Source organism: Burkholderia sp. AU16482, assembly GCF_002223285.1.
GTDB classification, from domain to species: domain Bacteria; phylum Pseudomonadota; class Gammaproteobacteria; order Burkholderiales; family Burkholderiaceae; genus Burkholderia; species Burkholderia semiarida.
Genome location: NZ_NKEY01000006.1, coordinates 1108313 through 1129327 on the forward strand (window position 1 = coordinate 1108313; position 21015 = coordinate 1129327).

General features: G+C 68.7%; 19 protein-coding genes and 1 pseudogene. 15 read left to right on the plus strand and 5 right to left on the minus strand.

What is annotated here, in order from left to right; all coding sequences use genetic code 11:
• Positions 1 to 17: 17 nt before the first annotated feature.
• The 3 genes and pseudogenes from CFB35_RS22330 (at position 18) to CFB35_RS22345 (ending at position 4187) form a co-directional block, all read left to right on the plus strand.
• Positions 18 to 1182 (plus strand): annotated as a pseudogene (locus tag CFB35_RS22330) (ShlB/FhaC/HecB family hemolysin secretion/activation protein).
• Positions 1183 to 1645: 463 nt separating this feature from the next.
• Positions 1646 to 3028, plus strand: coding sequence for an amino acid permease (locus tag CFB35_RS22340; RefSeq protein ID WP_059574417.1), 1383 nt, complete (start codon positions 1646 to 1648; stop codon positions 3026 to 3028).
• 223 nt (positions 3029 to 3251) lie between these two features.
• Positions 3252 to 4187 carry a universal stress protein gene (locus CFB35_RS22345; RefSeq protein ID WP_059574416.1) on the plus strand — a complete coding sequence of 312 codons (936 nt, stop codon included), beginning with the start codon at positions 3252 to 3254 and terminating at the stop codon, positions 4185 to 4187.
• 487 nt (positions 4188 to 4674) lie between these two features.
• Here the strand turns inward: CFB35_RS22345 and CFB35_RS22350 are convergent, their stop codons facing one another.
• Entirely contained in the window at positions 4675 to 5109 is a 435-nt protein-coding gene (locus CFB35_RS22350; protein WP_059574415.1) for a hypothetical protein, read from the minus strand.
• Positions 5110 to 5653: 544 nt separating this feature from the next.
• On the opposite strand from CFB35_RS22350, the gene CFB35_RS22355 reads away from it, so the two are divergent.
• Together CFB35_RS22355 and CFB35_RS22360 are read left to right on the plus strand one after the other, a co-directional pair.
• The gene (locus CFB35_RS22355) at positions 5654 to 5908 is read left to right on the plus strand and encodes a DUF3562 domain-containing protein (RefSeq protein WP_059574414.1); all 255 of its coding nucleotides are present in this window, start codon (positions 5654 to 5656) and stop codon (positions 5906 to 5908) included.
• 199 nt (positions 5909 to 6107) lie between these two features.
• Entirely contained in the window at positions 6108 to 7907 is a 1800-nt protein-coding gene (locus CFB35_RS22360) for a methyl-accepting chemotaxis protein (RefSeq protein ID WP_059574413.1), read from the plus strand.
• Between the two features lie 51 nt (positions 7908 to 7958).
• Here CFB35_RS22360 and CFB35_RS22365 read toward each other — a convergent pair whose 3' ends face one another.
• The gene (locus CFB35_RS22365) at positions 7959 to 8936 is read right to left on the minus strand and encodes a sigma-54-dependent Fis family transcriptional regulator (protein WP_059574412.1); all 978 of its coding nucleotides are present in this window, start codon (positions 8934 to 8936) and stop codon (positions 7959 to 7961) included.
• Between the two features lie 457 nt (positions 8937 to 9393).
• On the opposite strand from CFB35_RS22365, the gene CFB35_RS22370 reads away from it, so the two are divergent.
• The 4 genes from CFB35_RS22370 (at position 9394) to CFB35_RS22385 (ending at position 13159) form a co-directional block, all read left to right on the plus strand.
• Positions 9394 to 11376 carry an ATP-binding protein gene (locus tag CFB35_RS22370; protein WP_059574411.1) on the plus strand — a complete coding sequence of 661 codons (1983 nt, stop codon included), beginning with the start codon at positions 9394 to 9396 and terminating at the stop codon, positions 11374 to 11376.
• A gap of 68 nt (positions 11377 to 11444) precedes the next feature.
• Positions 11445 to 11855 (plus strand): BON domain-containing protein, encoded by a 411-nt coding sequence (locus CFB35_RS22375; RefSeq protein ID WP_059574410.1) that lies wholly within the window; start codon positions 11445 to 11447, stop codon positions 11853 to 11855.
• 80 nt (positions 11856 to 11935) lie between these two features.
• Positions 11936 to 12481 (plus strand): hypothetical protein, encoded by a 546-nt coding sequence (locus CFB35_RS22380; protein ID WP_059574409.1) that lies wholly within the window; start codon positions 11936 to 11938, stop codon positions 12479 to 12481.
• Between the two features lie 102 nt (positions 12482 to 12583).
• The gene (locus CFB35_RS22385) at positions 12584 to 13159 is read left to right on the plus strand and encodes a DUF4142 domain-containing protein (RefSeq protein ID WP_226094199.1); all 576 of its coding nucleotides are present in this window, start codon (positions 12584 to 12586) and stop codon (positions 13157 to 13159) included.
• A 22-nt stretch (positions 13160 to 13181) separates the two neighbouring features.
• Here CFB35_RS22385 and CFB35_RS22390 read toward each other — a convergent pair whose 3' ends face one another.
• The 3 genes from CFB35_RS22390 to CFB35_RS22400 form a co-directional block, all read right to left on the minus strand.
• The gene (locus CFB35_RS22390; protein ID WP_060011365.1) at positions 13182 to 13685 is read right to left on the minus strand and encodes a PRC-barrel domain-containing protein; all 504 of its coding nucleotides are present in this window, start codon (positions 13683 to 13685) and stop codon (positions 13182 to 13184) included.
• Positions 13686 to 13786: 101 nt separating this feature from the next.
• Positions 13787 to 14218, minus strand: coding sequence for a CBS domain-containing protein (locus tag CFB35_RS22395; RefSeq protein WP_059574406.1), 432 nt, complete (start codon positions 14216 to 14218; stop codon positions 13787 to 13789).
• Positions 14219 to 14564: 346 nt separating this feature from the next.
• Positions 14565 to 14813 (minus strand): hypothetical protein, encoded by a 249-nt coding sequence (locus CFB35_RS22400; RefSeq protein ID WP_059574405.1) that lies wholly within the window; start codon positions 14811 to 14813, stop codon positions 14565 to 14567.
• A gap of 120 nt (positions 14814 to 14933) precedes the next feature.
• Here CFB35_RS22400 and CFB35_RS22405 point away from each other — a divergent pair, with 120 nt between their 5' ends.
• The 6 genes from CFB35_RS22405 to CFB35_RS22430 all read left to right on the plus strand — a co-directional run bounded on the left by CFB35_RS22405 (position 14934) and on the right by CFB35_RS22430 (position 21012).
• Positions 14934 to 15233 carry a hypothetical protein gene (locus CFB35_RS22405; RefSeq protein ID WP_059574404.1) on the plus strand — a complete coding sequence of 100 codons (300 nt, stop codon included), beginning with the start codon at positions 14934 to 14936 and terminating at the stop codon, positions 15231 to 15233.
• An 81-nt stretch (positions 15234 to 15314) separates the two neighbouring features.
• Positions 15315 to 15512 (plus strand): hypothetical protein, encoded by a 198-nt coding sequence (locus CFB35_RS22410; RefSeq protein ID WP_059574403.1) that lies wholly within the window; start codon positions 15315 to 15317, stop codon positions 15510 to 15512.
• Between the two features lie 14 nt (positions 15513 to 15526).
• Positions 15527 to 15838: a hypothetical protein gene (locus tag CFB35_RS22415; protein WP_060011367.1), complete on the plus strand. Its 312-nt coding sequence runs from the start codon at positions 15527 to 15529 to the stop codon at positions 15836 to 15838.
• Positions 15839 to 16020: 182 nt separating this feature from the next.
• Positions 16021 to 16923, plus strand: a complete 903-nt coding sequence (locus CFB35_RS22420; RefSeq protein ID WP_179231776.1) for a MipA/OmpV family protein — start codon at positions 16021 to 16023, stop codon at positions 16921 to 16923.
• Between the two features lie 97 nt (positions 16924 to 17020).
• Positions 17021 to 18715, plus strand: a complete 1695-nt coding sequence (locus CFB35_RS22425; protein WP_060011369.1) for a VRR-NUC domain-containing protein — start codon at positions 17021 to 17023, stop codon at positions 18713 to 18715.
• Entirely contained in the window at positions 18712 to 21012 is a 2301-nt protein-coding gene (locus CFB35_RS22430; protein ID WP_059574400.1) for an ATP-dependent DNA helicase, read from the plus strand. Before CFB35_RS22425 ends, CFB35_RS22430 begins: the two co-directional genes overlap by 4 nt.
• The last annotated feature ends 3 nt before the right edge of the window (positions 21013 to 21015 follow it).

Genomic DNA, 21015 nt, shown 5'->3' on the forward strand with positions numbered 1-21015 from the left:
TCGAGAGAATCAAATAAATGAAGCAAATCCGAGGGGGTAGCCTTGTCGCGGGGTCGTTGCTATTTGCTTCAACTTGTACGATGGCGCAGTCGGTTCCGCTGGTTGGCAACGACCAACAGGCACGCCAGCAGGAAGAGGCCCGCGAGCGGGAACGAACCGTTTCCGCGCCAGCCGTTCGCTCGAGCGTCGCAGCGAGTGCAGGCTATCCAGCGCCTCCGGCCGAAACACCGTGCTTCCGCATTGACCGCTTCACGCTCGATGTTCCCGATTCGCTGCCGGATGGCTTGAAAACTCAGGGCGCATCCGCGTTGCCGATGGATCGTTTCGCATTCGCGCGCGAATGGCTCGAACACTACACGGGCCAATGTGTCGGCAAACAAGGGCTGGACGTTTTCGTCAAAGCATTGTCGCAAGACATTCTTTCGCGCGGGTACATCACGACACGCGTGCTGCTGCCCGAACAGGACCTGTCGACCGGCACATTGAACGTCTCGCTCATTCCCGGCGTGATTCGACGCGTGCGTTTCGCTGATGAAAAATTGCGTGGCACGTGGAAAACCGCGTTCCCAACACGCGACGGCGAACTGAACTTGCGCGACCTTGAACAAGGTCTGGAGCAGATGAAGCGCGTTACGAGTCAAGACGTGTCGATGCAGATCGTTCCGGCCGACGTGCCGGGAGAAAGCGATGTCGTGCTCGATGTGCGGTCCGACTTACCGCTTCAAGATGGCGGTACTCGATGCGAACCTGTCCGTGCCGTTCGCGATCGCAAAGCAGCCGTTCCGATACGTGACGAGCATCCACGGCCAATATACCGGGAACTCGCTGTACTACATCGACGATTTGACGATTGGCAGCAGGTACACCGTTCGCGGGTTCGACGGCGAAACGATGCTGGCGGCGGCACGCGGACTTTACTGGCGCAATGAGTTGCAGATGCCGATCGGACAGACCGGACAGGCGATTTACGCGGGATTGGATTACGGCCGTGTGTGGGGACCGCAACCGGTTGCTCTGGTCGGTACGCAGATGGCTGGGGCGATGATCGGCGTGAAGGGCAGTGTAGCAACGCGCTTCGGCGGCTATGGCTACGACCTGTTCGCAGGAACCCCGGTGTACAAGCCGTCCGGACTTCCGACCGCGCGCGTGACAGTCGGATTTCAAGTAACGGCGCAGTTTTGAGCGGGATCGTGATACCGTCTTGATCTGCGTTGTATTTGGCCATGGCGAAATACGACAGCAACCGAGGCAGGAAGATAGATTTTCTCAAAATCGCCTGGCGTGAAACTACCGATCCTCCCTATAATCCCGCCTGCATATTCCGTGCGCGAGATTGCGCACATTCGACGCGCGTTCGTTCGCGCCGAAAACGATGCCCCCCGTTTGCCGCTCGTCACGCGCACAGCCGCGTCAGGCGGTCGACCCAGGGTGTATTCCGTGAAAGGCTATCCGTATTTCCAGATTGCTCTGGCAAATTCGGATAATCCGCAGCAATTCCAACCGAATTGACACGGCGTCCACGTCGTTTCTCATTCAGAAATCGACACCAGGGATTATTTCGTTTTCGGCTCAAAAATCGGCATGACCGGGCGCGCATTGCCATCGACACAATGACGGCGCCCCTCGTGGCTGCCAGGAGACGAATTTGAAACAACCAGAAGACCAACTGCACCGCGGGCTGGAAGAACGGCACATCAACCTGATGGCGCTCGGTGCGACGATCGGCGTCGGCCTGTTCCTCGGCTCGGCCACCGCGATCCGCACGGCCGGCCCGGCCATCCTGCTGACCTACCTGCTCGGCGGCCTCGCGATCTTCCTGATCATGCGCGCGCTCGGCGAAATGGCGATCACCAACCCGGTCGCCGGCGCCTTCAGCCGCTATGCGCGCGACTACCTCGGCCCGTTTGCCGGTTACCTGACGGGCTGGACCTACTGGTTCGTGTGGATCGTCACCTGCATGGCGGAAATCACGGCGGTCGGCGTCTACATGCACATGTGGGTCCCCGGCGTGCCGAACTGGATCTGGGCGCTCGCGGCGCTGCTGGCGATGGGCTCGGTGAACTTCATCGCGGTCAAACTGTATGGCGAATTCGAATTCTGGTTCGCGCTGATCAAGATCGTCACGATCGTGCTGATGATCATCGGAGGCGGCTTGATGATCGCGTTCGGCATCGGCAACGGCGGTATCGCGACCGGCATCTCGAATCTATGGTCGCACGGCGGATTCATGCCGAATGGAATCCATGGCGTGATCGCCGCGCTGCCGATCGTGATGTTCGCGTATCTCGGCGTGGAGATGCTCGGCCTCACGGCCGGCGAGGCGCGCAACCCGGAGAAGTCGCTGACGAAAGCCGTGAATTCGGTGTTCTGGCGCGTGCTGATTTTCTACATCGGCGCGCTGTTCGTGATCATGTCGCTCTATCCATGGGACCAGATCGGCACGCAGGGCAGCCCGTTCGTGATGACGTTCTCGCGGCTCGGCATTCCCGCCGCCGCCGGCATCATCAACTTCGTCGTGCTGACCGCGGCGCTGTCGTCGTGCAACAGCGGCCTGTTCAGCACCGCGCGGATGCTCTATAACCTCGCGCAGCAGGGCCAGGCGCCGGCCGCGCTCGGTCGCGTGAACCGCAGCGGCGTGCCCGTGTACGGCGTGGCGGTGTCGATCGCGCTGCTGCTGATCAGCGTGTTGCTCAACTATCTCGCGCCGCAGCACGTGTTCACGTGGCTCACGTCGGTGTCGACGTTCGGCGCGATCTGGACGTGGTGCGTGATCCTGATCGCGCAGATGCGTTTTCGTCGCACGCTGTCGGCCGACAGGATCGCGCGCCTGCCGATCCGCGTGCCGTTCTATCCGCTCGGTTCGTTCGTCGCGCTCGGCTTTCTCGCGCTGGTCGTCGTGCTGATGGCGCTCACGCCCGACACGCGCGTCGCGCTCGTGATCGGGCCGGTATGGATCGTGCTGCTCGGCATCGCGTACGCGCTGTTCCATGCGAACCGTCCGGCCGAGTCGATGCCGACGAAGTCGTAAGCCGCGCGGGCAGGATGCCGCGCGACCGTTCGCGATCATTGATCGCGATCATGCACGCGCGGGCCGGACGGCCTATGCTGAACGAACGCATTGCTTGTCCGCGCTTCGCGTGGCACCGCGCCGGTCCCCGCGACCGCGGCGGCAGTCCGGCCGCCGCGTGCCGCTACCGCGCGAAGCGCCCGTCGTCGTTCAGCGACGACGTGCACGCACGGAGGCCTTCGCCATGCAGCCTGCCCAGCCCATCCCGACGCTCGCTCGGATCGCACTGGCCGTCGATTCGACGCCCGAATCGTTGACCGCCGCGCGTTACGTGCGCACGCTGCTGCGTCCCGGCATGCGATTGCGCATCATTTGCGCGGTCGACAATCCGCGTCTCGTGCTGCCCGACATTCCGCGCATCGACGCGCTACTGACATCCGCGCGCGAGGACATGATGCGCGAAGCGCAGGCTACCGGCGAGCGGATCGCGGCGCTGTTCGACGACAGCGACATCGAAGTCGAACTGGCGGTCATCGATACGTCGGTCACGGGCGGCTCGGTAGCGGACGCGCTGGTGAACGATACGTCGACGTGGCATGCGGACGTGCTGGTGATCGGCGCGAATCCGCATCACGGGCTGTTGCGGCTCGTCGAAGGCGCGATGTCGGACATGCTGACGAAACGCGCGCGCTGCGCGCTGCTGATCGTGCCGGGCACCTATGGACGGCCGTCGGACGGCACGCTGCAGCGGCTGATGTTCGCGGTCGACGGCAGCGAGCCGTCGCTGCACGCGGTGCGCGTCGGCCTCGGCTTCGCGGCGCCGACGACGTTGCTGTATGCGGCGTACGTGATCGATCGCGCGGTTCGTCTGACGGATGTCGTGCCGGTACGCGCGCTCGAGGATGCATACCGCGCGGAGGGCGAGGATGCGCTCGCGAAGGTCGGCCCGCTGTTCCATGCGACGGGCAATCCGACCAAGCGCGCCGTCGTCGAAACGCGTCCGACCAGCGACGACGTGGCCCATGCGCTGATGCGCGATGCCGTGCACTGGCGGGCCGAGCTGCTGGTGGTCGGCACGCATGGCCGTCGCGGCATCGCCGCGTGGCTGATCGGCAGCGTCGCGCGGCGGGTCGCGCATCTCGCGGAAGTGCCCGTGCTGTTGGTGCGCGGCGCGGACTGAGTCGCGCCTCATGGCGGTGGAAGCGGTTCTGGATTGACCTGCATCAGAAGCGCCGCGCATATCGCGTGAGACAGTGATGGAACATCCGGCGCCGCGGCCGGTCTGCCGCGCCTGCATGCGAGTGGCGATCACGGTCGCACGCGCCGCCGTCACATGTCACATCGTTTCAGGAGTCGCGCCACGTATTTGTCCGGCGCGTCATCCGACCGGGAACTCTCTGGCACGAGGGTAGGCAACCGACGGTTGCCTTGGAGGACGGGCGGGGTGGAAGTCACCCCGTCCGCTTTCCGCGTGGCCCCGTCGAATTCATTTCCCCGAACGAATGGTTTGGAACGCGGCCGCGTCGAGCGGCGCGTCGTCGCGCGCGGTCACCTCGATACGGATCGCGGCGAGCATGGCGGATGCACGGCGCGACGCCGGCGTGGCGGCCGGGTCGTGCGCGCGCCCATTGCACGGCCCCGTGCCGCGCATCGGTTACGTGCGCGGATCAGAGGGTATGAAGAATCGATCGCAGGTCGTGCCGGCGGCCCACGCCGCGTCGTACCCGCCCATGCGGACGAACGACATGCAGCGGCGCGCATGCGCTGCACGTGCGGCTGCGCAAACGATTCGCATGCGGCCAGCCCGGGCGCGCCTTGCGACGCGGCTCCGATGCGGCCGGCGCGTCGGCCGCGTTTCGCGCACACAGTGCCGCGGCGAACCGCTGCAATGCGAGGACCGAGCCCGCGACGCTCTGATACTTTTCGCGGCCGATCTGTCCGTCCAGCGTGACGAGCAATCCGGCCTCGCGTGCGAGCGCGAGCAAGGTGTCGAGGTCGTCGGACGGACGGTTGCCGGCCGACGCGGCCCGGTCGGGCAGGGCGCGCGCGTTGCCCGACGTGCGCCGCTGGCCGTCCCGGCCCGGTAAGTTGCGATGTGCCATGGTTGGTCTCCTGCGCGGAACCCCGCGTGCCGGCTCGGTGGCCGGCTGAGCGATGTTCCGGTATGAACGCCTGGTTCATGTGATCAGTATCGTGTGGCGACGGCGCGCTGCCAAGCGGTGCGTGCTGAAGTCGTTGTCAGGAAATGGCGCGACGCGTATCGGAATCCGCTGACACACGTGGCGGCCGACCGGCCGATTCGGCGCGTTCGTTCGACGAATGGACGGTACGCGCACGGCGCTGCTTGACGCATGATTTCGGCCGGTCTAAGTTCGCGTCTGCACCGGCGTCGCATGGCGTTCCACCTGCCGTCCGTCGCCAGTGCCGCGCCCCGGGGTGGCGTGGCAGGGTTTCCGGTGTCGTTCGCAGGCCATGTGCCCCGCGAACTTCGCGGGGCCGGTCCGGAAACGGATCGGCGCGGCGGCACGCAACGTGCCGTTGATCGCGCGCAAACACGCGCCGGCGCATCGTACGCCGCGCGTCCATCCAGTCTTAAGCTTCCAGTACCGTCATCCGTTTCGTTCCTCGACCGCCAGGAGTCCGTCGATGTCCAAGGACAATTTGCTCGATTCACTGAAGGAAGCCGCCGAACGGCGCGCGATCGGCGCGGATCAGCTGCGTGCGATGCTCGACGACGAAGTGCGCGCGCTGTCGTCCGGCGCGCGCGTGCACGACTACATCCACGTATTCGCGATCCGCCATCTGCGTGAGCGGATGCGCCAGAAGGACGACCTCGACCGCGATACGCGCGCCGATGCGGCACCCGCGGACACCGATCCGCGGCCGAGCCGTCGACTGTAGCGGATGGCGGCCGGTTGGGGGCCAGGCGCACGGCGCGCCCGGCGCGCCATCCATCCTGACGGTCCGCCGACAGTCGCCGGCGCCTTTCGTCATATGTTTCACTGAATCGTCACGACGACCTCAAGAAAGTGGTGCGATTTGCCGTTTACCCGGTGAATTCGTCCACCGGGCGTTCGCCCGCTCTTACCGAGTCGTTGCCATGTTTTCGTCCATTCGCGCCCGCATTCTCGCCGCGTGCGTCTCCATCGTCGTATTCGCGCTCGTCGCCACGACCCTGATCAACTATTTCATCGCACGCTCGTACAACGACGACGCGATCGACCGCAACCTGGTCTCAGTCGCGAGCGGCCACGTGGTGGGGATCGCCGACTGGGTCGCGACCCGCAGCCGGATGATCGCGTCGCTGCAGGATGCCGCGCTGACGCCCGATCCGCTGCCGGTGTTCAAGCAGATGGCCGCGGCCGGCGGCTTCACGAACGTCTATGCCGGTTATGCGGACAAGGCGTTCCACTTCTCCGACCCGACCGGCATCCCGCCCGACTACGATCCGACCGGCCGCCCGTGGTACAAGCAGGCCGCGCAGGCCGGCAAGCCGGTCGTGACGCCGCCGTACGTCGATGCCGGCACCGGCAACCTCGTCGTCACGTTCGCGGTGCCGATCCTGCGCGACGGCGCGCTGAAGGGCGTGGTCGCCGCGGACCTGTCGATGGACAGCGTGATCGCCAACGTCAAGTCGATCCGCCCGACGCCGGCGAGCTTCGGGATGCTGATCGACAGCAGCGGCCACGTCGTCGCGCACCCGGACGCGAAGCTCACGCTGAAGCCGGTCGCCGACGTATCGCCCGAACTCGGTTCGCTGGGCGCCGCATCGATCGCGGCGGCGAACGCGCCGGTCGAGGTCGGCGTCGGCGGCGACGCGAAGCTCGTGCGCGCGAAACCCGTGCCGGGCACCGACTGGTACGCGCTGGTGCTGCTCGACAAGGCCGAAGCGACGGCCGGCATGCGTTCGCTGCTGACCGCGTCGCTGATTACGCTGATCGTGATCGTCGGCGTGGCGTCGCTGATCATCGGCGCGATCACCACGACGGCATTCCGCCGCCTGTCGCAGGTGCGCCACGCGATGGCCGCGATCGGCTCGGGCGCCGGCGACCTGACGCAGCGCCTGCCTGCTGCCGGCCGCGACGAAGTGGCCGACATCGCACGCTCGTTCAACAGCTTCGTTGACAAGCTGAACGACGTGATGCGCCAGATCCGCGACGCGAGCGAATCGGTGCGCACGGCCGCGAACGAGATTGCGGCCGGCAACCAGGACCTGTCGTCGCGTACCGAATCGGCGGCGGCGAGCCTCGAGCAAACCGCGGCGTCGATGGAAGAGATCACCGCGACCGTCGGTCAGTCGGCCGCCGCCGCCAGCCAGGCCGACGAACGCGCGGCGGCCGCGTCGCGGATCGCGTCGCACGGCGGCGTGGTCGTGTCGGACGTCGTCGCGACGATGGGGAAGATCGAGGAAGCGTCCGGCCGGATCGGCGACATCATCGGCGTGATCGACGGGATCGCGTTCCAGACCAACATCCTCGCGCTGAACGCGGCCGTCGAAGCGGCGCGGGCGGGCGAGCAGGGCCGCGGCTTCGCGGTCGTCGCGCAGGAAGTGCGCAGCCTCGCGCAACGCAGCGCGCAGGCCGCGCGCGAAGTGAAGGTGCTGGTGGAATCGACGGTTGCGAGCGTGTCGGCCGGGTCCGGGCAGGTACGCCAGGCCGGCGACACGATGCGCGAGATCGTGTCCAACGTGGCGAACGTGACGACCATCATCTCCGAGATCACGCACGCGGCGAACGAGCAGACGCGCGGTATTCAGGAAGTGAACCGCGCGGTCAGCCAGCTCGACGAAATGGTGCAGCAGAACGCGGCGCTCGTCGAACAGTCGACGGCGGCGGCCACCGCGCTGCAGTCCCAGGCGAATGCGCTGGCGACGACCGTCGGGCAGTTCAAGGTCGCCTGACGCGCCCCGTGGCCGGGTGGCTCGCGGCCCGCGCCATGCGGGCCGCGCCGCTCAAGAGCCGCCCTGGTCGCGCATCAGCGCGAGCCGGTTGTAGAGCGTCTTCAGGCTGATGCCGAGTGCCTTGGCCGCGCGCGGCTTGTTGCCGTCGAAGTGACGCAACGTCTCCGCGATGAAGCGTTGCTGCACATGGTGCAGCGTCGCGCCGAGCGGCAGCGCCATCGCGCCTTCCGACGTGCTGGCGGCCGCCGGCAGCGGCTGCTTCGGCAGCGCGACGTCGATACCTTCGTCCGACAGGATGTATGCACGCTCGATCGTGTTGTGCAGTTCGCGCACGTTGCCGGGCCACGAATACGCGCGCAACGCGGCGATCGCCGCGTCGGTCAGCCGCTTGTGCGCGCGATGCCGCGCGTTCAGCGTGTCGACGAATTCCTGCGCGATCGTCTCGACGTCGCCGTCGCGCTGGCGCAGCGGCGGCACGTAGATCGCGAACGCGGCGAGCCGGTAGAACAGGTCCTCGCGCAACCGGCCGTCGCGCACCGCGTCGGCCGGATTGTGACGGGTGGCCGAAACGAACCGCACGTCGAGCGGAATCGATTCGGTGCCGCCCACGCGCACGATCGCGTTCGACTCGATCGCCCGCAGCAGCTTCACCTGCAGCGCCGCGGGCATTTCCGCGACCTCGTCGAGCAGCAGCGTGCCGCCGCGCGCGGCTTCGAAGAAGCCTTCACGCTGCGTGATCGCACCGGTAAAGCTGCCTTTCTCGTGCCCGAACAGATGCGCCTCGGCCAGGTCGGGCGGAATCGCGCCGCAGTTCATCGGCACGAACGGACCGTCGCGTCGCGCGCTCAGATCGTGCAGCCGCCGCGCGACGATATCCTTGCCGACCCCGCTTTCGCCGGCAATCATCACGCTCGCGCGGGTCGGCGCGATTTTCTCGATACGGGCGAGCAGCGTGCGCATCGCGGCGGACCGGCCGGACAGCCGGCGACCGTCTGCGCGCTGCTTCGCCCGGTTGGCGGATTCACCCATAGGTGTTCACGGGCCGCTTTGAAAAACGGCATCGCACGTTCCGTTGATTGCAATATTTATCATCGACAGCGAAACGACCGCGAAGGTGCCGCCGAATAGAAAATTCCAATGTGCGCGGCGTGAGTGAAAGCAACAGGCCATCGGATTTGTCGCCGGCCCCGGCGTGATGACGCATTCGGTCAGGACCAGCGCTTTTTTACAGAAACCCGATGAAAAAAGCGGCCGGCGACATATCGCGGCGGCGCGCCCGGCGAACTCGCCCCCCCACCGGCCCGGTCGCACCGGGCGCCGGCGCGGGGGCCGGCCATCGGGTGCCGCGAGCCGCGAACGCGCCGCCACCCGGGTACGTTCTTTGCTGACGCCCTCAAGCTCGCCCCGGCGCGTTCGACGGCATGCCGGATGGCCGAAAGGCGGCATTCCCCCCGCACGACGGGAGCCGGCGCGATACAAGGATGCAATGAGGACTCTGACCCGTGAGCTGTTCCGGCAGGGTGCATGGGTCGTACTGGCCGTCGGGCTCGCGTCCGCGCTGCAGGCGTGGGCGATCCGGGCTGTCGGCGAGCACGCGCCATTTGCGCCGCTGCCTTTTTATGCCGGCGTGGCGGCTGCCGCATGGCTGACGTCGTTCGGCGGCGGTCTGGTCGCGACCGTCGCCAGCATCGGCGTGATCGCCGCATGGTGGTGGCGCGCCGCGCCGCTGGCAACGCTGCTCGCGCAAGCCGGCACGTTCGTCGCGATCGGTTTCGTCGAATGCGTGCTGGTGGCGGCCGTGAAGCCGCTGCTCGCGAACGATCGTCCGCGCGCGTTCGACGACGCCCGCGGCGAGCCGCATCCGCCGCACCGCGAGCCTTCCGTCGGCGCGGGCGTGCGCGACGACGGGCTGCTGCGTCAGGTGGTCGATGCGTCGCCCGATGCGATCGTCGGGATCGACGCCGCGCGCCGCATCACCAGCTGGAATCCGGCCGCGGCACGAATCTTCGGCATCGATGCGGCGCAGGCGAGCGGACGCGACGTCGTCACGATGATCGCGCCGCGCTGGTTGCGCCGACATGCGGTGCCGGCGTCGTTCGCAGACCTGCGCGCGCCGGTCGGGCCACTCGACGTACTGTGCGTGCGCCACGACGGCGGCCGGTTTCGCGCCACCTTCGCCGCTTCGCCGATCGTCGATGCAGAGGGCCATTGCACGGGCCTGTCGCTGATGCTGCGCGAAGCGGGCGAACGCCGCCGCAGCGAGCGCCGCGACCTGCGTTCGCTGCGTGGCGCTCGCGACGCGCGCGTGCAGGCCGATGCGTCGAACCGGTTGAAGGACGAGCTGCTGGCCACGGTCTCGCACGAACTGCGCACGCCGCTGAACGTGATCTACGGCTGGGTCGAGGTACTGCGCAACGCCGACGGGCAGGGCTTCGCGCAACAGGCGGTCGATGCGATCGACCGCAGCGCGCGGTCGCTGTCGCACATGGTCGCCGATCTGCTCGACGCGTCGTCCCTCGCGACCGGCCGGCTGCGCCTCGAACGCGTGCCGGTCGATCTCGTGCGGATCGTGCGCGACGCGGCGCGCGAACTCGACGCGACGGCGCAGGCAAACGGGCTCGTGCTGTCGACCGAGTATGCGATGCCGGCCTGCGTGATTCCGGCGGACGGCGAACGCCTGCGCCAGGTCCTGTCGAACCTGCTGTCGAACGCGATCAAGTTCACGCCGCCGGGCGGCCGCATCAACGTGTCACTGACGCGCGCGGGCGAACGCGTACGGTTGTCGGTCGCCGACACCGGGCAAGGTATCGCGCCGGAACGCCTGCCGCATCTGTTCGAGACGTTCAGCCGGCCGGAAGGCGCGTTCACGTCGCCGAAGCGCGGCCTCGGGCTCGGCCTGTCGATCGTGCGCAACATCGTGCAGCTGCACGGCGGCGACGTCGTCGCGACGAGCGCGGGCGCCGGGCGCGGAACGACCGTCACGGTGACGCTGCCGGCCGGCTGGGATGCCGACGATCCGGTGGAGCGGCCGGCGCGCGCGAAGGGCATGGCCAATACGGTCGCACTCGACGGTCAGCGCGTGCTGGTGGTCGACGACGACGCGACGTCGCGCACCAGCCTCGCGGCCGCGCTCGAAACGATGGGCGCGCAGGTATCGACCGCGCGTTCGGGGCACGACGCGCTCGACGCGGTGGCACGGCAGCCGCCGAGCGTCGTGCTGTCGGATCTCGCGATGCCGGACGGCGATGGCTACTGGCTGCTGGACCGGATCCGGCGCCTGCCGAACGGCGGCGGGCATCTGCCGGTCGTCGCGGTGACCGCGCACGCCGGCAAGACCGACCGGCGCCGCGTGATGGCCGCCGGGTTCGATGCGTATCTGTGCAAGCCGGTCGACATGCCGACCCTCGCGAGCGTGATCGTCGATGTCGCCCCGGACGACGCGGGCGACGCGAAGCCGCGCGAGCGGTGACGGCCAATACACGGGCGCGGCTATCCGGCCGCCTGACCGCCGCGGCCGCATACGAAAAAGGAGGCACGATGGACGCAACGGAAAGCACGCGGCGCGGCGGCACGGGCGGCAAGCCGGCACGCACCCGACGCGGGACGCCGATCGGGCGGATCGCGAGCATACTGATGTTGTCGTGTGCATGGATCGCGACGCCCCGCTACGCATCGGCCGAGGAGGGCACGCGTGCGAAGCTGGCGAGCCAGGCGTCGGCCGTCGGGGGCCAGATCCGCGACGCGACGCTCGCGTCCCGCGTCAGGGCCGCGCTCGTCGCCGAACGCGGCCTGGCTTCCGGCGACATCGACGTGCAGGTTCACGACCGCGTGGTCGAATTGACGGGCAACGTGCCCGACGAGCGGCAACGCGCGGCCGCGGTCCGCGTCGCGCACGACGTCAGCGGCGTGAGCGGCGTGCGCGACAAGCTGCAGATCCGCCGGAAGTAATGTGATGCGCGGGCCAGCGCCGGGCCGACCGGGCGTCGCGCGCCCGCGACCCTGCGCGTCACCGGGCAGGAGGGTTCGACATGGACACCATCATCGCGGGCCGTTTCTCGCGGCTCGAGCAGGCGGAACGCTGCGCGGAGCAACTGCGCGGCCACGCCATCCATCGGGACGACGTGAAGGTCTTCTTTCTCAATCCGCCCGGGCAGCACGCGCTGTTCTGGCTCGGCGGCGACGTCTATGCGGACTCCGCCGCGCGGCCGGGCGGCCTCGGCGCGCTGGAAGGCGTGGCCATCGGCGCGGTCGTCGGGCTCGCCGGCGCCGCGGTGCTCCATCTGGGCGGGCTTCATTCCCCGCTCGCGTGGATCGGCGTGCCGCTCGTCGGCGCCTATGTCGGCGCGTTGTGCGGCGCGCTCGGCCGGATGCGCGGCGATGCACCGGAGGGACATGGCGCACTGAAGCAATGCGAAAACGGCGTCGTGCTGGCCGCGCACGTGACGCGGCGCACGATCGCGTTCGCGGAGCGGACGATGCTCGCCGCCGGCGCGCTGTCGGTGGAGCGCACCGAGGGTGCATGGCACAACGGCGCGTGGACCGATTTCTTCACGTCGGCCCATCGTCCCGCGTGACGGGAAGGCGTGCGGCCGGCCCCGCTTCGTCGCCCGACATCGGAGGCCCGGATGAATAAAACGAACCGGACGAAACAACGCGGGCGTCGGCCGGTAGTCATCATGCTGATGGCCGCCGCCGGTGTCGGGACGTTCGCGCTGTCGGACGCGCAGGCGCCGCCCGCTTCGTCCGCGCAGGTCGCGCCGGGCGTCATCCGGCCGGGCTCGACCGCCGACGAGGCCGGCATGACGCAGCGGCCGGCCGGCATCGACGCCGAGTTCGTCGACAAGGCCGGCATGATCGGCAAGGTGCAACGACAGGCCGGCCAGCTCGCGCTCGATCGATCGTCGAACGCGGACGTGAAAGCCTTCGCCCGCCGGATGGTCGACGATCACGCGCGTATCGCAGACGGATTGCGGCATCTCGGCGCGCAGAAGGGCGTGCCGGTCCAGACGCGGATGCTCGTGGATCCGGAGGTGACGGCATTGCGAGCGAAGGACGGGCACGCATTCGATACGGCGTACGTGGCGCTGGCCGGGCCCCGCGCGCACGAAGCGGCGGTCCGGCTCTACGAAACCGAGGCGAAAGACGGCCGCGACCCGCAGCTTCGCGCGTTCGCGGCCCGCACGCTGCCGACGCTGAACGCGCACCTGGGTGCCGCGCGGCAACTCGCGAAGACCGTGGCCACCGCGCAGTGACCCGCGTTGCGGCGGATGCGCTTCAGGGCTGCCGCGTGCCGTCTTCGGGGCCGCCGGGGGATGCCTCGTACGGCGGCGAATCGAGCGCCGTTTCGCCTTCCTCGATCAGCCAGTAAGGCGAGCTGCCGTAGTACGCATGCAGCGCTTCGGCCCATTCGGGGTCGGCCATCGCGGGCCACCGGCTCTTGTCGAAGCCGGGCGCCTCGCGCACGCGCGCGGTGTCGACCGGCAGCACGAAGCATTCGCGCTCGGCGTCGAGAACGAGCGCGTTCCACGGCACCGCGAGCAGCTTGTCGCCAATCCCGAGCAAGCCGCCCGACGACACGACCGCGTACGCGATCCGTCCCGCGCGTACGTCGAGCATGATGTGGCTCACCTTGCCGATGTCGTCGCCGTCCATCGTCAGCACGCGATCGTCTTCGAGCGTGCGAGCGGCCATCACGTCGGGCCCCGGCCCGCCGGCGGCCGTGCGCGGGTTCGCGCCGACGATGCGCGCGGCGTCGCGCGACGGTTTGTCCGTTGTCATCGAAACCTCCTGGTAGAAGCGGCACCGCGGTCCACGCGCAAATCCATCGCGCGGGTACGGCGCCGGGGTAGCGGGCAACGCAGAACGATGAGAGATGCCGGTCAGCGGCGGCGCGGCAGCGATACGTCCTCGAGCGTATTGGCCAGCTCGTCGCGCGCCGGGCCGCCCGCGCGCGTCGCGATGTCGCCGAGCGACACCATGCCGACCAGCTTCCGGCTGCGATCGAGCACCGGCAGCCGGTGCAACTGCACGTCGGCCATCCGCTGCTGAATGTCGCCGACGCCGTCGTCTTCCACGCACCACTGCACGGGTCTGGACGCCACCGCGTGCACCGGCGTATCGGGCGAATGACCGTGCGACAGCGCCCGCACCGCCAGATCGCGGTCGGTCACGATCGCGACGAGCTCGGTGCCCTCGCACACGGGCAGCACGCCGATGTCGAAGCGCTGCATCAATTCGGCCGCACGGCGAATCGTGTCGGTCGGTGCGACGCATACTACGTCGCGCGACATGATCTCGTTGACGCGATACATGAACGCCTCCTTCGTGATCGGATCCAGACGGGAGCAGGCCGCGTGCCGCGCGCGATGCGCGCACGCGGGGCCCGGACGGCCGGAGGACGGAGAAATTGGCCAGCCCGCTTGTACATCTTCCACGGCAGCCGCCGCCTCGCGGCAGGGGCATCAACGCGGGACGTCAGTGGCCAATCCCCGTCATCGTGACGATCGCCAGCACCACGGCGCTTTCGATCGCGGCCAGTGCCGCGACGCCGGCCGCGCCACTGATTTCATGCCATCTGCGTTCAAGGACTTTCATCGAATCGCTCCTGATTTCGCCGGCCCGCGCATGCGCTGCCGCACCGCGGGCCGGGTGCCGCCGTCAGCCGTGATCGGGGGGCGGTGAAGGGACGTGCGGCGCGCGACGTTCATGCTCGCCGGACGGCTTGGCGGGGTCGATACGGGTCGCACCGCCGACGGCGGGCGGATCGCTGGCCGGGAACGTCTCCTCGAGCCCTTCGTCGATGCGCTCCTCCGTCTTGTCTTCGGACGGCGGGCGCGACGTGGCGAGCCGGAGCACTCCGGCAACCGGTGACACGGCGTCGCGGCGGCCGGTGGCGTGAACGATCATGGTCGGACCTCCTTGTCGATGAGAAGCGCAAGCGGCGTACCCGCGGCGCACGCGGCACGGCGCTTGCAAGCCGGCCAGGACGGCCGGGCACGCGTCCGGTCTGGACGAGAGGACATCGCGATGAATGCAGCCAGGGAAAGGATACGTTACGACGCGAACGTATGCGGCGGCGATTTCGGCCACGTGCGCGAGCGATTCGATACGTGGAAGCGCGAATCGCGGGTCTACCGGCCGGAGCGGCGCATGTTCGACGGCAAGGACGAGGTGCGCGAGCTGAACGACGTCGTCTACGACAGCCCGGAGCGGGCCCAGCAGGCGCTGGTCGCGCAATGCGAACCGTCCGACCCGTTCGCGCTCGCCGTGCAACTGTCCGCCGAGGGGCGCACGATGTGGCTCGTCATGGCGGCTTACGACGATTGAACGGAACGGCGCGAGAGCGGGCACGGCGCTTGCGGGGCTCGCCTCGCCATCGAGATGCGCGCGCCGTCGCGCAGGAGTGACATGAAGACGCCATCCATGCTGCACCGCCCCGAACCGACGACACCCGACGTCGAACCGGATCCGCCGCCGCCCGGGCACGACGACCCGGTCGACCCGCCCGTGCCCGACGGGCTGCCGCAGGGCGACCCGCCGTCGAATCCGCCGCCGATGCGGATGCCGCCCGGGGCAGTGCGCCACCACCGGCCGCGCGAACACTGAAAAGGAGGACCGTCATGGACATTCACGTGCAATCGCCAGACAAGCGCGCGATCGCTCAGGTACTGGGCCGCTATTTCGAATCGCGTTCGCTGCACTATCACATCGAGGAATTGCCGGGCGGCGTGCTGCAGATCGGCTTTCGCGCGAGCGGCCGCCCGGTCGCCGTGACCGTTTCGTTCGACGATGCCGCGTACGACACCTTTACGCACTGGGACGCCAGCCAGAAGCAGTTGGCGCTCGGCCGGCTCGCCGACGGTTTCTCCCGGATGATGTCGACGCGCAGTCCGGCCGCGCTCGCCGGCGACTATCACGTCGAGCGTTTCTGATTCCGCAATCATCCGCCGGCTCATGCCGGCTTCCGGCAAAGTGCCCGCATACAGCGGGCGCTTTGCGTCTGTGCGCGCGTCGCGTAGGATGTCCATTAATTCAGCGCATGCTACGTTCGCGCCGCAGGCTGCGTGCCGTTGCAGCCGACGAAGCGCGACGCGCTTTCCCTCAGGTTCCTTTCATGCAACCGACGGAGACCGCCTTGACCCCTGTTGCTCGCCTGTTGCTGTCCCCCGGCGCACGCCGGTTCGTATCCAGCCTGTCGGCATTCGCGGCGCTCGCCGCCGCCGGCGCCCGCGACGCGTCGGCCCAGACGCCTTCGCCGCTCGGGGAATGGCAATACACGGCGGGCGTGCCGCTGCGCAAACTCTTCGATCCGAATATCCCGACCTGGCAGGTCAGCGTCGGCGCCGCGATGACGCTGCAGCCGCGCTATGCGGGCTCCGACCGCTATCGCGTGATGGGCGGCCCGAATTTCGATATCCGCTATCGCGACCTGTTCTTCCTGTCGACCGGCGAGGGGCTCGGCGCGAACGTGCTGCGCGGGCCGAACTGGCGCGTGAGTTTGTCGGTCGGCTATGACCTCGGGCGCCGTTCGGCCGATGATCTCGGCCATCTGAACGGTCTCGACAACATCAATGCGGCGCCCGTGATGAAGCTCGCGGCCGACTACGTGGTCTCGAAGGATTTCCCGCTCGTGCTGCGCGCGGACGTGCGGCGCAGCATCGGCGGGTCGAACGGCTGGACCGGCGATTTTTCCGCGTACATGCCGATGCCCGGCAGCAACGAACACTTCTTCTGGTTCGCGGGGCCCACCGTGTCGTTCGCCGATTCCCGCTACATGAACAGCTGGTTCGGCGTGAACCAGGGGGCTGCGGCGCGCTCGGGGCTGCCGGCCTATTCGTCCGGGGCCGGGATCAAGTCGGCCGGCGTGGGCGTGACGATGGTGTGGTTCGTGAACAAGCACTGGTTCGTCACGATGGACGGCGCGCTCGAGCAGCTCGTCGGCCGCGCGGCGCGCAGCCCGATCACGCAGCAGTCGACCAACGGCGTGTTCGACATGTCGGTGAATTACCAGTTCTGACCGAAGCCGGGGCAGCGGAACGGCAATGCCGCGTGCGGCATTGGCCGCCACATTTGATATGATTGCGACCTGTACAAATGTACAGTGATCGATCCCCGTGACGCCTGCTTCGCCGACGCCTCCGGCGTTTTACTACCTGACCAATTTCGAACGCGCGCTGGCCTGGCTCGGCGAGCGTTACGACGACCTGTTCGACGCGCACGAGCATGCGTTCGTCCGGCAGTTCGCGGCGCTGCCGCAGGCGTCGCGCGCGCTGCTCGTGCGGATGCTGATGCGCAACGGGTGCGATTTCCGCGCGAGCAAGCTCGTGTACGACGAGATCGGCTGCACGCTCGACGCCGCCGCGCCGCTCGTCGCGCTCGGCTGGGTCGATCCGGCGCCCGCGCTCACGCTCGACGAGCTGTTCGCGCTGTCGACCAAGGCCGATCTGCTGCGCATCTTTCCGTCGCTCGCCGCGCATGCTGGCGAGCGCAAGGCCGACTGGCTCGAACGGCTGAGGCCCGCGCACGACGTCGCGCAACCGCTCGACGCGTGGTGCGCGCAGGCCGACGACCGCGTGCTGCGCGTGACGGTCGGCCCGCTGTGCGACCGGCTGCGGCTGATGTTCTTCGGCAATCTGCATCAAGACTGGAGCGAGTTCGTGCTCGCCGATCTCGGCGTGTTCCAGTACGAAAGCGTGCCGATCGCGCCGTCGTCGCGCGCGTTCCAGCAGCGTGGCGACGTCGATGCATATCTCGCGCTGCAGATGTGCCGCGACGCGCTCGACGCATGGCCCGACGATCTGCCGTTCGACGATCTGATCCGCGCGCTGGACGCGGTCGACTGTGCGCAGCCGTGGCTCGCGACGCGCCGCGCGAAGCTGCTGTTCGCGCTGGGCCAGGCATGCGAACGCCGTGCCGACTGGTGCGCCGCGCTCGACGCGTACACGCGCAGCGCATGGCCCGGCAGCCGCCAGCGGCGCATCCGCGTACTCGAACGCTGCGGGCGCGACGGCGACGCGCTTGCGCTGGCGCTCGACGCGCGCGGCGGCTTCGAGAGCGACGAGGAGCGCCAGCGCGTCGAGCGCATGCTGCCGCGCCTGCAGCGTCGCGCCGGCCAGCGGGTCGAACGCGCGGCCGCCGCCGCGGCGGTCCCGCGCGAGACGCTCGTGCTCGCGCGTCCCGACGCATCCGTCAGCGTCGAATTCGCGGTGCGCGACCATCTCGCGCAGCCGGCGTCGCCGGTCCACTACGTCGAAAACACGCTGATCAATTCGCTGTTCGGTCTGCTGTGCTGGGAACCCGTGTTCGCGGCGGTGCCCGGCGCGTTCTTTCACCCGTTCCAGCGCGGCCCGGCCGACCTGCACGCGCCCGATTTCGCCGCGCGTCGCGCGGCGGCCTTCGACGCGTGCTTCGCGCAGCTCGATTCGGGCGCGTACCGCGACACGATCCGTCGGCATTTCGCGACGAAGGCCGGCGTGCAGTCGCCGTTCGTGTTCTGGGGCGTGCTGACCGACGCGTTGCTCGACGAAGCGCTCGCGTGCCTGCCGCCCGAGCACCTGCGGCTGTGGTTCACGCGCCTGCTCGCGGATATCCGCGGCAACCGGTCCGGCTTGCCCGATCTCGTGCGCTTCTGGCCCGACGAACGACGCTACGAGCTGATCGAGGTGAAGGGCCCCGGCGACCGGCTGCAGGACAACCAGACGCGCTGGCTCGCCTACTGCCTCGCGCACCGCATGCCGGTGCGCGTCGTCGACGTCGAGTGGGCCGGCGAGGGCGTCGCGCACGCCGAGGCGGCGGGGTTGTCCGTATGAGCTACGTCGTCGCGGTGCGGGCGATGTGCGAGTTCACCGCGCGGCGCGGCGATCTCGACCTGCGCTTCACGCCCGCGCCGACCGCGCTCGAAGGCATCGCCGGCCACGGCGCGGTCACGTCGAAGCGCGGCGCGCGCTACGAAACCGAGATCGCGCTGACGGGCACGTGGGGCATGCTCACCGTGCGCGGGCGCGCGGACGGCTACGATCCGGTGGCGAACCGGCTCGAGGAAATCAAGACCTACCGCGGCAGCCTCGATGCGATGCCGGCCAACCACCGCGCGCTGCATTGGGCGCAGGCGAAGGTCTATGCGCACCTGATGTGCGCTGCGCGCGATCTGAATGAAATCGACGTCGCGCTCGTGTATTTCGACATCGTGTCCGAGCGCGAGACCGTGCTGACGGAAACGCTCGATGCCGGCGCGCTCGCGACGTTCTTCGCCGAGCAGTGCGCGTGCTTCATCGGCTGGGCCGAACGCGAGACGGCCCATCGCGCCGCGCGCGACGCGGCGCTGCGCGCGCTCGCGTTTCCGCATGGGCAGTTCCGCAGCGGCCAGCGCGAGCTGGCGGTGGCCGTCTATCGCGCGGCACGCGACGAACGCTGCCTGATGGCGCAGGCGCCGACCGGCATCGGCAAGACGCTCGGCACCGTGTTCCCGTTGCTGAAGGCCTGCGGCGAGGGCGAACTCGATCACGTATTTTTCCTGACCGCGAAAACCCCCGGCCGCGCGCTCGCGCTCGAAGCGGCGACGACGCTCGGCGCCGGCACGCCCGCTTTGCCGCTGCGTGTGCTGGAACTCGTCGCGCGCGACAAGGCGTGCGAGCATCCGGACAACGCGTGCCACGGCGAATCGTGCCCGCTCGCGAAGGGCTTCTACGACCGGCTGCCGGCCGCGCGCGATGCGGCGATCGAGGCCGGGCTCCTCGATCGCGAGACCGTGCGCGCCGCCGCGCTCGCGCACGACGTCTGCCCGTACTACCTGGCGCAGGAGCTCGCGCGCTGGTCGGACATGATGATCGGCGACTACAACTACTACTACGACGGCAGCGCGATGCTGCATACGCTCGCGCAGCAGAACCAGTGGCGCGTCGGCGTGCTCGTGGACGAAGCGCACAACCTGCTCGACCGCGCCCGCAAGATGTACAGCGCGTCGCTCGATCCATTCGCGTTCGCGGCCGCGCGCGAAGCCGCGCCCGCCGCGCTGCGCAAGGCATTCGACCGGCTCGCCCGCGCGTGGGGGACGCTCAATCGCGCGCAGGCGGAGCGCTATGCCGCCTATCCCGAGGTGCCGGGCCCGATCGTGTCGGCCGTGCAGAACCTCGTCGCGGCGATCGGCGAACACCTGACCGACGCGCCTCGCGCGAACGACGACGCGCTGCTGCGTTTCCATTTCGAGGCGATCCAGTTCGGCGTGCTGGCCGAGGCGTTCGACAGCGCGTCGATCTTCGACGCGACGCTGCATGGCGAACCGATGCCGCGCCAGCCGGCGCTCGACGGCGTCGCGACGGCCGGCCGCCGGCGCCGTGTCCAGTCGACGCTGTGCGTGCGCAACGTGATCCCGGCCGGGTTCCTCGCGCCGCGCTACGAAGCCGCGCGCGCGACCGTGCTGTTCTCGGGCACGCTGAGCCCGTTCCATTTCTATCGCGACACGCTCGGGCTGCCGGGCGATACCGGCTGGCTCGACGTCGACGGGCCGTTCCGCGCCGAACAACTGACGGTGCGCGTCGCGAGCCACGTGTCGACGCGCTGGCGCGACCGCGATCGTTCGCTCGAACCGATCGCCGACCTGATCGCCGCGCAATACGCGGCACGGCCCGGCAACTATCTCGGCTTCCTGAGCAGCTTCGACTACCTCGGGCGCGTGGTCGCGCTGATGCAGACGCGCCATCCGGACGTCCCCGTGTGGGCGCAGGCGCCCGGCATGGCCGAAAGCGAGCGCGACGCGTTTCTCGCGCGCTTCGACGCGGGCGGACGCGGCGTCGGCTTCGCGGTGCTGGGCGGCGCCTTCTCGGAAGGCGTCGACCTGGTCGGCGAGCGGTTGATCGGCGCGTTCATCGCGACGCTCGGACTGCCGCAGGTCAACGACATCAACGAGCAGATGCGGCGCGCGATGGACGCGCGCTTCGGCAACGGTTACGACTACATGTACCTGTATCCGGGGCTGCAGAAGGTCGTGCAGGCGGCCGGGCGCGTGATCCGCACCGAGCACGACGAGGGCGTCGTGCATCTGATCGACGACCGTTACCGGCGGCGCGAAGTGCGCAATTTGCTGCCGCGGTGGTGGCGGATCGGGTAACGG